This is a genomic window from Bradyrhizobium sp. Ken51, from assembly GCF_055807435.1.
This window is the reverse complement of the sequence record NZ_JBVVPB010000026.1, coordinates 50,441-66,571: the sequence shown is the minus strand read 5'-3', so window position 1 is coordinate 66,571 and position 16,131 is coordinate 50,441. Positions and strand designations below refer to the sequence as shown.

General features: G+C 58.9%; 15 protein-coding genes and 2 pseudogenes. 11 read left to right on the top strand and 6 right to left on the bottom strand.

Annotation, left to right across the window (positions count from 1 at the left end; translation table 11 throughout):
- Positions 1–604: 604 nt before the first annotated feature.
- From AC0L27_RS31750 to AC0L27_RS31735, 4 genes are all read right to left on the bottom strand, one after another.
- Positions 605–1,141 carry an SCO family protein gene (locus tag AC0L27_RS31750; RefSeq protein ID WP_473321606.1) on the bottom strand — a complete coding sequence of 179 codons (537 nt, stop codon included), beginning with the start codon at positions 1,139–1,141 and terminating at the stop codon, positions 605–607.
- Positions 1,134–2,750 (bottom strand): linalool dehydratase/isomerase domain-containing protein, encoded by a 1,617-nt coding sequence (locus AC0L27_RS31745; RefSeq protein WP_473321604.1) that lies wholly within the window; start codon positions 2,748–2,750, stop codon positions 1,134–1,136. Before AC0L27_RS31745 ends, AC0L27_RS31750 begins: the two co-directional genes overlap by 8 nt.
- Positions 2,751–3,171: 421 nt before the next feature.
- Positions 3,172–3,642 (bottom strand): nuclear transport factor 2 family protein, encoded by a 471-nt coding sequence (locus AC0L27_RS31740; protein ID WP_473321601.1) that lies wholly within the window; start codon positions 3,640–3,642, stop codon positions 3,172–3,174.
- 110 nt (positions 3,643–3,752) lie between these two features.
- Complete coding sequence (locus tag AC0L27_RS31735; RefSeq protein WP_473321658.1) at positions 3,753–4,679, bottom strand: NADPH:quinone oxidoreductase family protein; 927 nt, start codon at positions 4,677–4,679, stop codon at positions 3,753–3,755.
- Positions 4,680–4,882: 203 nt separating this feature from the next.
- On the opposite strand from AC0L27_RS31735, the gene AC0L27_RS31730 reads away from it, so the two are divergent.
- The 5 genes from AC0L27_RS31730 to AC0L27_RS31710 all read left to right on the top strand — a co-directional run bounded on the left by AC0L27_RS31730 (position 4,883) and on the right by AC0L27_RS31710 (position 10,705).
- A complete protein-coding gene (locus AC0L27_RS31730) occupies positions 4,883–5,935 on the top strand; it encodes an AraC family transcriptional regulator (protein WP_473321600.1) in 1,053 nt (350 codons plus the stop codon).
- A 119-nt stretch (positions 5,936–6,054) separates the two neighbouring features.
- On the top strand, positions 6,055–7,614 hold the full coding sequence (locus AC0L27_RS31725; RefSeq protein WP_473321598.1) for an acyl-CoA synthetase: 1,560 nt from the start codon (positions 6,055–6,057) through the stop codon (positions 7,612–7,614).
- Positions 7,611–8,822 (top strand): ABC transporter substrate-binding protein, encoded by a 1,212-nt coding sequence (locus tag AC0L27_RS31720; RefSeq protein ID WP_473321597.1) that lies wholly within the window; start codon positions 7,611–7,613, stop codon positions 8,820–8,822. Before AC0L27_RS31725 ends, AC0L27_RS31720 begins: the two co-directional genes overlap by 4 nt.
- An 81-nt stretch (positions 8,823–8,903) precedes the next feature.
- The gene (locus AC0L27_RS31715; RefSeq protein ID WP_473321596.1) at positions 8,904–10,055 is read left to right on the top strand and encodes an acyl-CoA dehydrogenase family protein; all 1,152 of its coding nucleotides are present in this window, start codon (positions 8,904–8,906) and stop codon (positions 10,053–10,055) included.
- A gap of 347 nt (positions 10,056–10,402) precedes the next feature.
- Complete coding sequence (locus tag AC0L27_RS31710; RefSeq protein ID WP_473321594.1) at positions 10,403–10,705, top strand: hypothetical protein; 303 nt, start codon at positions 10,403–10,405, stop codon at positions 10,703–10,705.
- A 27-nt stretch (positions 10,706–10,732) separates the two neighbouring features.
- On the opposite strand, the gene AC0L27_RS31705 is transcribed toward AC0L27_RS31710, so the two are convergent.
- On the bottom strand, positions 10,733–11,050 hold the full coding sequence (locus AC0L27_RS31705; RefSeq protein WP_473321593.1) for a hypothetical protein: 318 nt from the start codon (positions 11,048–11,050) through the stop codon (positions 10,733–10,735).
- A gap of 207 nt (positions 11,051–11,257) precedes the next feature.
- Here AC0L27_RS31705 and AC0L27_RS31700 point away from each other — a divergent pair, with 207 nt between their 5' ends.
- From AC0L27_RS31700 to AC0L27_RS31685, 4 genes and pseudogenes are all read left to right on the top strand, one after another.
- Positions 11,258–11,719 (top strand): PAS domain-containing protein, encoded by a 462-nt coding sequence (locus tag AC0L27_RS31700; protein ID WP_473321591.1) that lies wholly within the window; start codon positions 11,258–11,260, stop codon positions 11,717–11,719.
- The gene (locus tag AC0L27_RS31695) at positions 11,716–11,934 is read left to right on the top strand and encodes a PRC-barrel domain containing protein (protein WP_473321590.1); all 219 of its coding nucleotides are present in this window, start codon (positions 11,716–11,718) and stop codon (positions 11,932–11,934) included. Before AC0L27_RS31700 ends, AC0L27_RS31695 begins: the two co-directional genes overlap by 4 nt.
- A gap of 472 nt (positions 11,935–12,406) precedes the next feature.
- On the top strand, positions 12,407–12,610 hold the full coding sequence (locus AC0L27_RS31690; protein ID WP_473321588.1) for a CsbD family protein: 204 nt from the start codon (positions 12,407–12,409) through the stop codon (positions 12,608–12,610).
- A 611-nt stretch (positions 12,611–13,221) separates the two neighbouring features.
- Positions 13,222–13,341: pseudogene (locus AC0L27_RS31685) on the top strand (IS3 family transposase); the annotation flags it as partial.
- Between the two features lie 1,090 nt (positions 13,342–14,431).
- Here the strand turns inward: AC0L27_RS31685 and AC0L27_RS31680 are convergent.
- Entirely contained in the window at positions 14,432–14,779 is a 348-nt protein-coding gene (locus tag AC0L27_RS31680; protein ID WP_473321587.1) for a cupin domain-containing protein, read from the bottom strand.
- 327 nt (positions 14,780–15,106) lie between these two features.
- On the opposite strand from AC0L27_RS31680, the pseudogene AC0L27_RS31675 reads away from it, so the two are divergent.
- Together AC0L27_RS31675 and AC0L27_RS31670 are read left to right on the top strand one after the other, a co-directional pair.
- Positions 15,107–15,754, top strand: a pseudogene (locus tag AC0L27_RS31675) (DUF2336 domain-containing protein); the annotation flags it as partial.
- A gap of 54 nt (positions 15,755–15,808) precedes the next feature.
- On the top strand, positions 15,809–16,093 hold the full coding sequence (locus AC0L27_RS31670) for a hypothetical protein (RefSeq protein ID WP_473321586.1): 285 nt from the start codon (positions 15,809–15,811) through the stop codon (positions 16,091–16,093).
- Positions 16,094–16,131: the final 38 nt, after the last annotated feature.

The following is a 16,131-nucleotide window of genomic DNA, read 5'->3' as shown; positions in this document are numbered from 1 at the left end:
TATCCGGCGCACGCCCGGCGCACTGGAGCAGTGGCGGCGCGATCCGAACCACCCACTGAAATGGCGCTACGTCGATGGCAGGCCCCTCTATCGTGTCGATGCGATGCGCGAGTATCTGGCCAGATGCAATAAGACCACTAGCAGGCCTCAGCCGCATAACACTCACGGAGACGGCCGAGGAACTCGGCCTTGATCGGGTCAAGCGGATCCGTCCGCTGCAGACGCAGGATTTCCCGCTCGCCGCGGCGAGCCGAGGACCACGGTCTAAGCCTGGATCGTGGGCACCACGTTAGGTGACGGTCATGCGCACGCCGTCTCGACACCCCCGCACGCACATCAAGGGCGGCGAGGGATGCTCGCCCCTCGCCCGGCGCGCCCACATTCCACCTTTTCGAGGATGCTAACCGGTTGCAGCTTCTTTCAAGCAGGCGCTGCTACCCTGGTCGCCGGACTTGCGACTGCCAAGTGATCGCGGCAACGCACGGCGTCATCGACTTCACCCTCCGCCACCTTGAATTGGTCCAACCCGATCAGGATGACAGAGCAGGCTCTCAACGCCCTGCTCTTCGACTGGGCTAAGAGCAGCCGCTGACCGCTTCGTGAGCTACGCTCCCGAGCCGAGATCGCTGCCGATCCGCGCCACCAGTTCGTCTTCACCGACCGCATCGGTGAAATGCGCGACGTAGCGACCATCCGGACCGACCAGATAGGTGAAGGCGGTGTGCGGCATCTGATATCCCGTCGCGTCGTCGGGGTCGGCTGCGCGCATCGCGAAGACCTTATATAGCGACTTGATGTGATCGATGTTTTCGCGCGAGCCAGTCAGGCCGGTGAAATGCGGATAGCTGCGCTCCAGGAATGTCTTCATGACCTCGGGCGTGTCCCGCTCCGGATCGACGGTGACATAGAGCGGCCGTAGGCGTGAAGCCAACGGCCCGAGCCTGCCGATCACCGCCGAGAGCCGCGCGAGTGCAGCAGGGCAAACTGCGCGGCAATGGGTGAAGCCAAAGAAAAGCAGCATGAACTGGCCGCGATAGCTGCGGTCGCTAACGGCGTGCCCATAATGGTCGATCAGCTCAAAGGCACCGCCGGGCCGTTTGGCCGGCTCGCCTGCGGCTTGTCCTTTGCAGCAGTCAGACATGGTCGAACGCCACGATGAGCGTGGTCGTCCTCTCCAGTGCCAGGTTCACCACGATGGTCCCATCGTGTACCACCGCCTGAACCGCGCCGATTGCGGTGATCGTCCCAGCGCGACTGGCGGCCACCGGCTCGGCGTCACGGAACAGCGTCCAGGACGCAGCCGGCACTATCGGCCCAATTCCGAGGATGGTCTCCGAACCACCGGCCTGGCGCGGCTGAAGCGTCAGCACGAGGAGCTTCGCGTCGCGGTCATAGATCGCACGCGTCACATCCATGGCCGGCGTGATCCGCCGCAAGGCAGGAGCAGCGAAGTGATCGGCGGTCCATGGCTTGTTGTACAACGCCCACAAGCCGTCGGGAACATTCAGGCGCGCATAAGCCAGCATCGCATTGCCAGTCAGCCGATCCATCCGGACCAGATTGCCGTCCGCGTCATAGGATTGCTCGTTCCGCGGATAATAGAGACCGCCGTCGCTCCAGGTCGGAGACATATGGCGGTCGGCATGCGCCAGCAGACCCTGAAGATCAGGATCTCCCATCTCGGACAGCAGCGTGGCGACGTAGCCGACGTCGGGCATCGGCCATGAATAGGTGCGGTCTTCGACGCCATCGAGCGGATGGCCGCCGGCCAGTGCCTCGCGAACGCGTGGCACCACGGAGTTCGGGTGGAGTGAGACGAGGCCGTGACGGCCGTACTTCAGGACGCCGCGGAGTTGGTCGCGATAGATGCCGTGCACGAAATCGCGATTCCAGGCGTTCATCACCGCTCCGCCCCATGCGGTCCAGCCGACGCTCTTCGGCGCCACGAACTCGTCCTGCTCAATGCGCCACCAGGCGTGGAACCACCCTTCATTCGAGAAGATGCCCTTTTTCTCCCAGGCGGCGCGATAGCTCTGTGTCGCCTCTTCGGCCACCGCAGTGCCCTTACGCAGATCCGCAAACCGAAAGCCGAGCATCGGAAACTGGTTGCAGACGATGAACACGCAGTTCGGCTCACAGGCCACGCCGAGCCATCCGTTCTCGACCATCTGCCAGTAGATCACCTCGTTGAGCGTGGTGCGGTTGTATTCGAACTTCTCGGGCTGCATTCCCCAGAAGATCGGGTTGTGCAGGAAGGTCAAAGCGCCGGGCTGGTCATAGCTATCGTCATCGAACAGCATACTCTGCATGCCCACCATAGCGGACAGATGCCCGCTATACATGATGTTCTCGCGGACCACCGGATCGATCCAGCCCTTACGCAGCTCCTTGATGTCTGGATTGACGTATGGCCCTGATTGGCTGGTATCTTTCCAATATCCCCACACCTCGCGCCGCAACATCTTGCGGATCAAGTGATCGAACGTGCTCCGAAACACCGCGGGTGCGGCAGGTAGGCGGTGATAGTGCGCAAGGGCCAGCGCATATGCCATCTGCGCGAGCTGATAGCGATAGGAGTCCAGCCATTCCTGCCCGGGGTCGGGAATGCCCATCTTGGACCATTCGCCGTCGGGCTGGGCGGCGAGGTTCTCGATGTGGCGGAGATGGCCAAGCTGCAGAGGATCGAGAATAGGAAATCGCGACACATCCGGCGCCTCGCGATGGGCGCTCCCAAGCTCCGACACGGTCATCCTGATCCTCCCAAAGACGAATCTTTTTGGTCACATCCTGAGGTATGCGCGGTTGACGTGCTCGCTGTCCTGCAACTCCTGCCCGGATCCTGATTAGACGATCGCCCCCTCTCCACGCCAAAACCTATATCGGCAATCCCCAGGGCTGCACGCGCGTTCTGCCCAACCAGCCGGATGGTGACGGCCTGTTCTCGCAGCAGATCGAACACCGCAGGCTATCTGCGGCAATTCGAAGAGCAAGGGCGAGCGTGGCTTGTCAACCCGCAGCAATTTGGGCTCGCTCGTTGACGCACGTGGGATAGGCAGGATTTGCTGCCGGACCCCGTGAGCTTAATGGGAGCCCAACGAGCACTTCCGCTGCCCTTGTTTTGAGAGAGCGCGTGTAAGTTTTCAGAGTTGACCTCTGTGCGTGGAAATCTCATCACAAATCCATTGGGGACAAGAGGTGATCAAGATCGCGGCAGGGAGGCTGTTCTCCTCCTGGGAAAAGGCTTCGGTCGTAGTATTCCGAACAGCGGCCGATTTTGCCTTCATCATCTATGGCCAGGACGGCGCACAGACGACCGTGAAAAGCTTTGCCGCTAGCGACTACTGCGCCCTTCCCAAGGCTCTGACCATCAAAGGTTCCTTCTCCGAGCGCTTGAACCACCACGACGGCATCGCCGGCGAATATTCTTTCCGGCGTCAGGCGAAACCCCGAAATTGCCCGATGCCAAAATTGATGATGGAGCTTCAGGAAATCGCGACCACGACGTAGCAATCCAAAGGATGGGTCGATGTATTCGCCATGTTCACTAAACAGATCCGCGAAGTCATCCGCGCTCGACTTGTTCCATCGCTCCACCCAAGAGTGGCCAATGTTCTCAAACTTCTGCTTGTCCAGCTTGCTCATGCCTGTGCTCCGCTACATCATCATTTTAGGATGGTTGCTGGGGTCTTTAACTCTCGTCCATTCGTTGATGCCTTCGGCGATGGTTTGTCAGCCCGGTGACGGCTGAATGATCAGATTGTCACCACAAGTTTTCCGAACGCGCTCCGGTCAGCAAGGAGCTGGATCGCCTTGCCACCCTCATGCAGAGGGAATTCCGCGGTGATGCCGGAGGACAAGATGCCTTCTCGGTACCAGCGCTGCAGCTCTCGCCGGTTGGCCTCATTCTGCGCATCCTGCTGCAAGATGAACGTCCGCCAATTAATCCCGAGCACGTCGCAGTTCTTCAGGAGCGGAAGATTGAGCGGCAGGGATGGAATACCCGCCGTGAAGCCGAGCACGAGATATCTGCCACCCTCTGCTACACAGCGGATAGCAGCTTCCGTCAGCCAACCGCCCACCGGGTCGATGACCACATCCGCGCCGCGGCCGCCAATTGCGGTCTTCAGGTGAGCCGCGACGTCCCGGCGCTCGTCGGGCGGCACAGAGGGATACAGGATACCTCCGCCCGCGCCATGGCGGCGAGCGAAGTCGACCTTCTCCTGTGACGAAGCCGCGGCGACGATATGGGCCCCGAGATTGCGTGCAACCTGCACTGCCGCGATGCCGACGCCTCCCCCCGCGCCAAGCACGAGCACGGTCTCGCCTGCCTTGAGACGTGCGCGGGTGTGGAGCGCATAATATGCCGTCTCGAACGTGAATTGCATCACGGCGGCATCGGCAAAGGACATTCCGTCAGGAACGTGGCTGCAACGTCCGGCATCTACAGCCACGAACTCTGCCATACCGCCCGTGCCAATGCGGGCCGCGATCCGTTGCCCGACCCGAAATCCGGATACGCCGGATCCCAGCGCAGAGACTATTCCAGCCACCTCGGCTCCCGGAGCGAAGGGACGCGGCATCTTGACCTGGTAGCGATCTTGGATGGTGAGAAGGTCCGGATAGTTGACGCCGCAGGCCTTCACCGCCAATACCACCTGTCCCGCGCCGGGGACTGGCATTGGCACATCGAGCAGCCGTAGGGTCTCGGGACCACCCGGCTCACAACTCATTAGGGCACGCACCAAGTTTCCCCCATCTAATTTGGTGGTAACAATGAAACGAAGCGTCGCGCCCGCAATGACAAAAATAACCAATAGCGTTGACCGTAGCTGCCACCACGAAGGTGGCGACTGCCCAATCTGCGGGCTAACATGATGCCACCATGCCATTTCAAAGACTTGGGCCATTAGACAAGGCGCCGCCGCGTTCCGCCATTGACTGCAGCTATGTCGGGCTGGTGCTGAGCGGTGTCCGGGAGGCAGGATTCGATGTCGCTCAGCTGGTGGCACGGGCGGGCATAGCGGCTGAGCAGCTCGAGAAGCCGGGTGCCCGATTGCCGCAACACCAGTTTGCCCGCTTGATCGCGGTCATTACGCGGGAGACGCGCGACGAACTCTGGCTCCTCGGCAGCCGTCCCATCAAGCCCGGCAGCTTCCGCATGATGTGCCGCTTGCTGATCCGGTGCGCCAACCTGCGGGAAGCGATCAGGATCGGCTGCCAATTCTATCATCTGGTCGCGGACGATTTCGTGGTGCGTCTCGCGGAAGGTCCCGACGACGCTTCGCTCTACGTCACCGATACCATTGCCCAGCCTAACCGCCGGCGCATGGCCAACGGCGCGATCCTGATGTTCGCCTATGGCCTGATGTGCTGGCTCGTGGGCCGCCGGCTGCCGCTGATCACAGTTCACTACGTCTTTCCAGAAGAACCCTTCAGCTTGGAACTCGAACCGTTCTATCGAGCCCCGATGCTGTTCGAGCAGCCCCGTACGGAAATCCGGTTCGGCACTGAGTTGCTCGACCTGCCTATCGTGCCTGATGAGGAGCGCCTGAGGCGTTTCCTCGCGTCCATGCCCGGTGCGCTGCTCGTGCGCTATCGGGACGACAGCAGCATGGCTGAGCGAGTACGCGCAATTCTCCGCCGCAATCTGAAGCGGCCGTTACCCTTTGAGGACATCGCAGGCAAACTGGCCGTGTCCCCACAGACGCTGCGCCGCCGCCTGCTCGAAGAAGAGAGCTGCGGCTTTCAAGAAATCAAGGACCGGCTGCGGCGCGATCTCGCCATTCATCTGCTGCAGAAATCCCGACTGTCGCTCGAGGAGATCGGAGTCTCCCTCGGCTTCTCCGAACTCAGCGCCTTCCACCGGGCATTCAGGCGTTGGACCGGCTCTGCGCCGGGCGAATACCGGGAGAGCCATAGGCCACCGGCGAAATAGAAATCGGATTTGGTCAATCCGATTGGCATCCGCGGTCATTCAATGACCACGCGCCGAAATCGACAATCCCCGAAAGCCGATCCCATTCGGCGCGAAGACCATCGTCTTAAGGGGAAGAAATGCCAAACCTACGCCACTGGGCAGAACGCCATCCCGACAAGATAGCCGCGCGGGTCGCGTTCTCGGAACGGACTGTAACTTATGGTGAGCTGGACCGCGGAGCCAACGCCGTCACACAACTATTGATCTGGACGGGCCTGGCCACCGGCGACGGCATCGCGATCATGCTCGATAATGACCTCAGTTACTTTGAACTCATCTGGGGTGCCCGTCGCCAGGGACTTTATTACACGCCGGTCAGTACGCATCTGACACCCGAGGAGGCCGCATACATTGTCCGAGATAGCGGCGCCAAAGCATTTTTTGTCGCCACCCGGTTCGCCGAAACGGTCCAGGAATTGCTGGCCAACAACCCTCACCATTGCGCCGTCTACGCGCTCGATGGTGCACTGGACGATACTCTTAGCTATGCCGCGGAGCTCGCGCGCTTCGATCGCATGATCGAGACTCCCGACGGCCCGATCGGCAAAGATTTCTGCTATTCCTCCGGTACGACGGGCAAACCCAAAGGCATCAAGCAGCCGCTCTTCGCCAATGCGACGCAGGCTCGGACATCAGGCGACTGGGTACAAGCCAATTTCGGCTTCACAGAGGATGCGGTCTATCTCTCCCCCGCACCCTTGTACCATGCTGGGCCGCTTCGCCTCTCCATGCGTACGCTGGAAAACGGCGGGACCGTCATAATCATGAAGCAGTTCGCGGCCGAACCGGCTCTGGCCGCCATCGAACGGTACCGCATCACCCACAGTCAGTGGGTGCCGACGATGTTCTTCCGTCTGCTGGCGTTGCCGGAGGAGGTGCGCACCCGCTACGATCTATCATCGCATGGCTGCGCGATTCATGCGGCCGCGCCATGCCCGCCCGAGATCAAAGAACGAATGATCGAGTGGTGGGGCCCGATCATTTGGGAATATTACGCAGGCTCGGAACGCAACGGCGCAACCTGCATCTCGACAGCGGAATGGCTGTCGCATCGCGGATCGGTCGGGCGCGCCTGCATTGGCACGATCCACATTCTCGACGAAAACCAGAATGAGCTTGGCCCCAGTGAGATCGGCGACGTGTATTTCGACGGCCCGCCATTCGTCTACCACAACGATCCCGAGAAGACCGCGCGCTCGCGAAACGCGAAAGGGTGGTCGACCATCGGCGATGTCGGCTACCTTGACGGGGAAGGATATCTATTCCTGACCGACCGCCGCTCCCACATGATTATTTCCGGCGGCGTCAATATCTATCCCGTCGAAATCGAGAACCGCTTGGCGCTGCACCCTGACATCATCGACGTCGCCGTGTTCGGCATCCCAAATCCGGAATATGGCGAAGAGGTCAAGGCGGTGGTGCAGCTCAAGAACCCTTCGAAGGCGTCACCCGCACTCGCGGCCGAACTGATCGCATTCTGCCGGGACGGCCTATCGCACATCAAATGTCCGCGCTCGATCGATTTCGAGGCCGAACTGCCGCGGCAGGCCAACGGAAAGCTGTTCAAGCACGTGCTGAAGGAGCGCTATTTGCAGCGATCCTCAGCCCAGATCAAGCAGGACAGGCAAACAGCGTGAAGAAGCTCACAATCGCGATCTGTGCAACCGCGTGGGCGGGCTTGATCTCTCCGACAGCCGGCCAGGACAAGAACTACGGACCCGGCGTGACGGATACCGAAGTGAAAATCGGCCAGACCATGCCCTATAGCGGCCCTGCATCCAGTTTCGCCGCAATCGGCCGCGCCATGATCGCCTATTTTCAGAAGGTAAATGCCGATGGCGGGATCAACGGTCGCAAGATCAACCTGATCTCGCTCGACGATGGCTACAGCCCCCCAAAGGCTGTCGAGCAAACGCGCCGGCTTGTGGAAAGCGAGGAAGTGCTGGCGATCGTCGGCACGATCGGCTCGTCCACGAACTTTGCAACGCAAAAATATCTCAACGCCAAGAAGGTGCCGGGGCTGTTCCTGGGCACGGGCGCCAATCGCGTCTCGGAGCCCGCCACCTATCCGTGGTCGATGGGCTGGCAGCCGAACAACCATGCCAAAGGCGTGATCTATGCCAAATATCTTCTGAAGGAGCGACGCAGCGCGAAGGTAGCCGTGCTTTTCCAGAACGACGATTTTGGACGCGACTACATCAAGGGTCTCCACGATGGCTTGGCCGACAAGGCCGCCACAATGATCGTCAAGGAGATCAGCTACGAGGTCGCTGAGCCGACGGTCGATTCACAGATCCTGATCCTGAAAGCGACTGGCGCCGATGTGTTGGTCGACATCTCGACGCCAAAGTTTGCAGCCCAGGCCATCAAGAAGATTGCGGAAACGAATTGGCATCCCGTGCATCTGCTGAGCGATGCGGCCGGCTCAATGTCGAGCACACTGGTGCCGGCAGGGCTCGAGAATTCGAAAGGTGTCATCACGGTGGCCTTCCGCAAGGATCCCAACGACGAGATGTGGGCCGATGACCCCGGCATCCGGGACTATCTCGCGTTCATGAAGCAATACATGCCCGAAGCCAATCCATCGGAAACCCTCCACGTGTTCGGCTACGCCACGGCACAGACGTTTGTTCACGTCCTTACGAACTGCGGAGACAACCTGACGCGCGAGAACCTGATGAAACAGGCGACCGGCATCAAGGACCTCGAACTTCCAATCATGCTTCCCGGAATCAAGTTCAATACCAGCCCGACACGGTACACGCCGATAAGTCAAGAGCAGCTGATGCAGTTCGACGGCGCGACCTGGAAGCCAATCGGCGAGGTCATCGACGCGGAAAAATGAGCGTTTCGACTGACGACATCTGGGGGGCGGAGGCGACGTCCTTCGCCGGCCTCCATTCATTATCTATAGAGAGGACCTGCCGTGGACTTTGAACTCACCAAGGAACAACTCGATCTCCAGCAGCGAGCACGCACCTTCATCAATACCGAAGTCTTGCCCGTTTATCGCTCCTGGCCAATTACCGTTCCCGAGTACAGCCCGGAGTTGACGGCGCATTTGAAAGGGAAGCTCCAGGACTTTGGGCTGACGAAGCTTAACGTGCCGAAGGCCTACGGCGGCCAAGGGCTCGGAGCGATGGAGGATGTGATCGTCCTTGCCGAATTCTCAAAATCGCCAAGGCGCATGCCTGGCGGGCACTTTGCTCCGTGGCCTGTACTCTATGAGGCAAGCGAAGAGATCAAGAGCAAGTACCTCTACCCGGTCCTTGAGGGCCGGACATCATGGTCCATGTGCTTCACCGAGCCGGAAGCGGGCTCCGACTTGGCACGCATCAGGACGACTGCTGTCAAGAAAGGGGACCAATACGTCATCAATGGAACGAAAATGTGGAGGACCGGGCACCATGAGGCGTCGTACACGGCCGTCGCTGCGGTGACTGATCCGGAAAAGGGGCATCGCGGCATCAGCATCTTCCTCGTCGACAACGACACGCCCGGTTTCGAGAAAGTGCGAGACATTCCTGTCATGTCGCGCCAATGGGGTGTCGAGCAGGAGATGAAGCTGGAGAATGTCCTCGTTCCGGCGGAGAACCTCCTGGGCGGACCGGGGGCTGGATTCTCAATTGCCCAGCATCAGTTCAATCGCTTTCGGCTTCGCTTGGGAGGGGTGGCGCTCGGGATGTCCGAGCGGAGCCAGGAGCTCGCGATCGATTGGGCAGGGACGCGCGAAGTGTTCGGCGGGAAGCTAGGCGACAATCAGGCGATCCAGTGGATGCTGACAGACTCGCAATTCGACATCGAATCGATCCGGTGGAACACGTACTATGCAGCCTGGCTGGTCGACCGGGGAGGCTACTCGGCCGCAAGGCTACAGGCCTCAATGGTCAAGGGCTACTGCATCGATGCCGGACTGCGGGTCGTGGATCGATCGATGCAGATCCTGGGGGGACGTGGTCTTGCAATCGACGACTACCCATTCAGCGACTTCTACAACCAATTGCGTATGTGCAAGCAGATGGAGGGTTCGACAGAAATCATGAAGATCGTAATGGGCCGCGAGATCCTCCGCAAATAGAGACGGACTTTTTTTCCTCGTTCAACGAGCCTCAGAATCCCGAACCTGCTGAGATCATCGAGCTCACGGGCGTCACAGACGAAATGGTCTTAGGCCATCGGATCGATCCAGAGGGGGGTTCGGCGTTTGCGTCCGATACGATGATCATCGTCGCCCACAACGCAAACTCTGAGCGGAAATTCGCTGAGCGCTACTGGCCGCTTTTCGAGCGGTAATCCTGGGCATTGTTCTGCTACGGAAATCGACTGGCGTAGACATGGATTTGACGGTTCGCGCGTCGGCTACTTGTTGGCCGGCTTCACCAAGCCCATCGAGCGATCGATGATTATCGTGCTTTGATTGAGATATTGTCGGCCGACGTACCGAGTCTCAATCGATCCGCCTTCGCTATTCTTCTCGAACGAGCGCGGCGCAAGACGATCCGTACATGGGCCGAGCAGCCTCCCTTCGAGCTGAAGGATCCGCTGAAAAAGAGAGGCTACCGATGGAGCGACGGTACAGATGGAACACCGCGGTCCTGGTACATCAATCTTGACGAGTCTCACCAAACAGAAGAAATCGAGTTCTTGAGAAAAACAATCTATCTGCAGGAAGTTGATCCGCGAATACAGCTGCTGATCGCGATGAACAGGTTTTCTATTCGCGTGTAGACGGGCCTGGCGTAACCGGGCTCGGTTCTATGCCAGCAACTCTGGTTGACGCGCCTCACGTTGCACTTTGAACGCTGCGATGAATGCTTCGAGGCCGGCGGCGGTCAAACCGTTCTCATAGATGAGACCCAGCCGGATGAGCTTGACGGTCTCGACCGAGCTGTTGCCACGCGTGGATCCACCGCCGAACAGCTTGATAATGATTCGCTGCTCCTTGCGCGTTAACTCATTCCAAAACGTCAAATCATGCACCTCAAAAGCTCCGTGCGAATCGCTGCATGACACAGAGGTATTAGCCGATTGCTCAGAGGCGAAATCGTGGCAGCGGCTTGCGACCTTCTTCAAGGTTTGAAAGTCCAACCTCAAAATGGCCCCTCTCGGTCGAGGATCGAGCGGCGGCTACTACTACTTCGGGTACTGCTGAACGGCGTGGATCTGGTCAATGACTCCATGCTCGCAGTCACGATGTCCACCCGCTGACGAGGATGGATCGAATGCTGGTTCTTGCTGCACTGCATGAGTCCGGTTGTGCCCCCATAGCCGACCTGCGGCATGCAGCCGGTCAGGACCGCGCGATGCGTCAACTGGTCCGCTACCTTGGACCTGACCGGCGGTCTGTCGTTCGATCAGAGTCAGGCCCTCGTGCGATATAACACCTGCCGGTGCTTGAGGATGACGGGCCTATTGAACAGTACAAGCCCAGCCCATTTTTCTGCCGAGCCTTCGGCAGGACTGGATGCGCGATTCTGCGAGGCTATGAAAGCGGCGCCCGTGATGATTTGGGTCTCAGGTACGGACAAGCAATGCATTTGGTTCAACCGCCCGTGGTTGAATTTTAGCGGCCGCGACATTCACGAGGAACTCGGCGATGGTTGGTTGGAGGGCGTCCATCCTGAGGATTTGGATCGCTGCTTAGAAACTTACGTTCCCGCCGACTGCGCCCCGAAATGCCTTCATGACCCCCGTCGGGCATGCCGGAACATCGCGCTATTTCGGCTATTTTCACGCCCATGAGTGCATCCAGCACGGGCGAAGAGCGAGCGGTCAATATCCTTCGCGAATTACATGCTGCCGAGCAGGAGCTTGTCGGAAAGGCCGTCGTCTTGAGCGACGGCAAGGCCGGCACGATCAAGCACCTAGACCTGGATGACGTGCACGGTCTTCGTGTATCGATCAGCGGGCATGAGGGGCAATGGCCGATCTCTACCGTGAAGTTCCTCCAGAGCTGATCCGGGAGCTGTCGTCTGAAGTTCAATGTGCGGCCGTGCCGACCCGACATCGAGGCAAGCCGAGTTTGGGCGGTGTTGATATGAAAGAAAAGACATGCCTCGGCCATTTCGAATTAAGTCAATCAACATCACCGTCTCCTTCCGCGTTGTGGAATCTGCGGCACCCCCGGGGGAAGGTTATCCGTTCGGTCACAGCTCTTAGCGGAATGCGAGGTCTTCACGTTACAACGTGAAGAACCGGAGCCGCGTGGCCGAAGTTGGTGAGCCCGTTACCGTGCTCGCGTCGGAGATTGAGGGTTCGGCGACAAACATTCCGATATCGCTCCTGGCGTTCCGCCGAGACTTGCAATCTCTTCGGCTTCGGCGCTGTTCCGGCGGACTGGCCGTCCCTGCAATGCGATAGATCGGCTTTCGTTCGAACTCGGCTGGAGCTGGCGCGTTGGATTGTCGGTTTCAACAGAAGGAGGCCCAGATGGATTGGAACCGCGTGGAAGGAAATTGGAAGCAGATCAAAGGCAAGGTGAAGGAGCAGTGGGGCAAACTCACCGACGGCGACTTAGACACCATCAACGGAAAGCAAGATCAGCTCGAAGGTAAACCCCAGCAGCGCTACGGCTACCAAAAAGATCAAGCCAAAAAAGAACTCAACGAGTGGTATGGTCGTCAGAAATGGTAGAATGCCTGAGGCCCGCCGGTCCGCGCGAGGGCTTCCTTTGTCTGGTTAGGCGCGCAGTGCGTCCGATCAGCCCACTTCAGGGATTAGCCGCCAAACACAAGTCGCAGAGCGATAACGAACAGAAGGCAGGCGATCGCCAAAAGGTCCAGTTCAGGCAGTGCGCCCCCGAGCAAGGAACGACCTCAACAGGTGCCGCAGGTCACCAAGTGTCGCTCGGGACGCGCGCGAGATAAGCCAGCCCTAAGCACGTCAGCTCTTCCGTGCCGCGCGTTGCCGTAGATATCGTTCGAGCGCGCAGCGACGTGCGTCCAGTGGATCAACATCATCGTGCAACGCTAGGTATGACGTCCACGCTCTATTAGCCGCGACCGCCGGAAGCATCGTCTATTGTCGCCCCCGTGTCCTGAAAACTCGCGATCAGGGACAAGGTTTCCGCGTTTTTCCGAAGGGTCCGTTCTACTGATGCGATCATCCGGCTTCAAGGATGAACTGTTGTTCGGTGACACATGGCCTCCCAGAAGCGCTCGATGAAAACGCGTTCAAGTATGATGATCATGCCTAATGAGGCATTACGGTGGAGCGAAAGCCCGTAAGGTCCCGGTGCGGTTACGCGACCGCAGTCGCAGCTCGGATGGAGAACGCCGTCCGAGTTCGCCATGACCTGCCACCCGCGCCCGGATCTGGCGCTGCGCTATGCGGAACGCACCGCGCCAGCTCCCGTCGCTCCCCACCGCCGAAGGCGGCAATCCAGCTGCCGGGCGAACTCAGAAGTGGATAAAAAGTCGGTCCGGCTAACCCTCGACCAACAGCCGCTCAAGGCGACAGTGCTCCGGCCTCCTCTTGGAGTACCACTTTATCCCGCTCGCAAAGAACCTTTTATAACGAATACATTGTGACAATTGTTGCCGGACGAACGCGAAGGATCTCGGAAGAGACGACTCCAGCATTCCCGATTAACCCTCCGGATGCAGGAGCCGTTTCTTCGAGTGCTTGAGGTGAGGAGTATGGACGCGAGTCTACGCTCTTCTGGCTCGACAGGAGATGAACAGAACCGAGGCTGAGTTGAAGGCGAGGCTATCTCCTCGCACTGCCGTTGAATTGGTTCAAGCAAACCGTGGCCTAGTAGCGAACCATGCGGAAAAATCAAGATCATGCAGCGCGAGTCGCTGCGCAAAGATGGGCCATTGCTTGGCCGACCGCTCTGAGCGTCCTATTCGGATCTGCCGAGTATCAACCCGGCAAACCGGACATGCCGGTCCCCAGCGTATGCCGAGGTTTCGCCCTACGTTTCGAACCGCTTCTTCGCAAACCTGCGAACGATAATGACGACGACGAGCCGTTGGAACCCTTCCCGGAGGATTGGTGGGCTTCGCCGTGAGAATTTACGTTCAAGAGCTCATCTTACGTCCGCGCTACCAATCCGCTGCCGTGCTTCGACGAGACCTGAACGGGCAGTTAGTTGATCTCCTCATTAACGGTACAGTGGTTTTGGGAGGTGGCTGTTCTTGAGGGCTGCGGTGCTCGCGCGCAATGCGGGCCATGTACCGCCGCTTTCAGGCATATCAGCTTAATTTGGTCCAGCTCGGTCGAGCTCGATTTCGTCGCGGCATACCCAGCCCGCCAGTGTCACGGCCACCCATTTGCTTGCAGCGTAGTGAGGGTGCCTTCCGTCTTTGTTCTAAGACCCGGTAAAGCTGCGCCGGTCATAGTGGCTTTTTTCAGCGATACTGGTTACCTCCGAGGTCGCAGATGGTTCAACAAGCGACATTCACAAATAACACGAGTTCGCGAGCAGAGCGCGAACGCAGCCGACCTACTCAATTAAGATGGCGCAGGTATCAGCCCGTGACGTTTCATGATCTCGCCCATCCGGGCAGGATCAGGAGGCGCAGGGCCGCCGATGGCTATGGCCATTTCTCGGAAGAATTCCGGCCCGAGAACGCCTGGCGTGAGAACGCAAAGCATTTTCGCAATCGCCTGCGTCTCGTTGACGAACCCGTGGACAACACCGCGCGGGATGAAGAGATCGTCTCCGGGCTTGATCTCGATGCGCTTGCCGGCGACCATCCAGGTGATGACGCCCTCAAGACCATAGATCGTTTCTTCCCAGTCACGGTGATGGTGCGGGACCGGCATACGGGAGTTGGGCGGGATCACCACCTCAAACATGTCAAGCGCCCCGCTGGTATCATGCTTGGTGCGCAAAAACCGCAATTGCATTTCGCCAACCTTGTAAGTTCAGCCATTGTCGTCCTTCCGTGACGCCATCATAGAAAAGATCGCGGGACGGCTCAGCTCATCCGCACCGAAGTATCAGCAGAAAGCCTATGGCCGGACCTTGGGCATGTCTATTGGGCAATGATGTCTGGCATGGGGTCTTGGTCGTGTGGAAACAGCTCAGAGGCGGCCGTGGTCGACGATCGTTCCAGGCCGCCAGTGTTTTCGCGTTGGAACGTCTAGTTAGCCGGCCAAGGTGGTTATAGCGGTGCCACCTTTTCAAATTCCGGCTTCCTGCATCTGGTGCGACGCTCGGAAGGGGACACGATCCTCGCCGAGTCAGTGGGTCTTCGAAAAGACATTCCCCGGCATCTGTTCCAGCAGCTTATCTCCAAGGCCTCTGAAGAGGTGCGGCAAAAGCTCGAGCGGGAGCGCCCGGATATCGAGCCACAGATTCATCGGGTCGTTGTTGATGTCACCGGTGCTGTCCATGCCAGATTTGGTCCGGCCTCGAAGGATTATTTCACCGCCAAGCGGACGGTGGCTAAGCTGCGCGAGCGAGGCGAACTGAACGAAGACAAGATCTTCGAATTCGCGCATTCTCTCAAGTTCAACGAAACAGCCGTTGCGCTATCGTTACTGTGCCCGCTGCCTATCGACGTCGTAGAACGTGCGTTGATTGATGAAGATCGGGAGCCCGTGCTGATCCTGGCCAAATCGTTAGATCTCTCATGGCAAACTGCAATGGCATTGCTGTTCCTGGGAGCGCCGAACTACCGGATCATGGCCAGCGACCTCGACAGGTTGAAGCTCGATTTTCATCGGCTGGATGGCAGCACCTGCCGTGGGATCATTACCGTCCATCGATCACGAAGAGCCGAGGTTGGCGCGCCTATAGAGAGGGCGGCTGTACGGATGAAGTGTTAGACCGGAGCCTGCTCGGGCAGGCAGGCCGCGCTCTATCCTTAACATCCTCCGTTGATGACGCTGATCGAGTACAGAAACACGGTGCTTGGCTTCGTTGTCCCTCACGTCGTCAACACAGACCGCCCCCTCTCGATCCTCAATTTCAGGTTTGGCGTAGGAAAAAGGGAGGGAGCACAAAGGGCAAGAAGGCAAGAAGAGCTAAGAAGCCGAAAGCCTAAGAGCGTAACCAACGTGGCAGCTTTGGCCACAACCAATGCCGATCCTGAATTCGGCGGCGGGCTCATCGCTATGGGAAACAGCTCCTTCAGCAAATCTTTCTTTAACGTTTTGAGTTCTTGATCATTTGTGGCCGCCAACTCAGGCATTGGGAGCTTCTG

Coding starts and splice junctions, on each gene's coding strand:
- AC0L27_RS31750 (WP_473321606.1), bottom strand. CDS start 1,141: ATGTCTGACTGCTGCAAAGGACAAGCCGCAGGCGAGCCGGCCAAACGG.
- AC0L27_RS31745 (WP_473321604.1), bottom strand. CDS start 2,750: ATGACCGTGTCGGAGCTTGGGAGCGCCCATCGCGAGGCGCCGGATGTG.
- AC0L27_RS31740 (WP_473321601.1), bottom strand. CDS start 3,642: ATGAGCAAGCTGGACAAGCAGAAGTTTGAGAACATTGGCCACTCTTGG.
- AC0L27_RS31735 (WP_473321658.1), bottom strand. CDS start 4,679: ATGCCAGTCCCCGGCGCGGGACAGGTGGTATTGGCGGTGAAGGCCTGC.
- AC0L27_RS31730 (WP_473321600.1), top strand. CDS start 4,883: ATGCCATTTCAAAGACTTGGGCCATTAGACAAGGCGCCGCCGCGTTCC.
- AC0L27_RS31725 (WP_473321598.1), top strand. CDS start 6,055: ATGCCAAACCTACGCCACTGGGCAGAACGCCATCCCGACAAGATAGCC.
- AC0L27_RS31700 (WP_473321591.1), top strand. CDS start 11,258: ATGCAGCCGGTCAGGACCGCGCGATGCGTCAACTGGTCCGCTACCTTG.
- AC0L27_RS31695 (WP_473321590.1), top strand. CDS start 11,716: ATGAGTGCATCCAGCACGGGCGAAGAGCGAGCGGTCAATATCCTTCGC.
- AC0L27_RS31690 (WP_473321588.1), top strand. CDS start 12,407: ATGGATTGGAACCGCGTGGAAGGAAATTGGAAGCAGATCAAAGGCAAG.
- AC0L27_RS31680 (WP_473321587.1), bottom strand. CDS start 14,779: ATGTTTGAGGTGGTGATCCCGCCCAACTCCCGTATGCCGGTCCCGCAC.
- AC0L27_RS31670 (WP_473321586.1), top strand. CDS start 15,809: ATGACGCTGATCGAGTACAGAAACACGGTGCTTGGCTTCGTTGTCCCT.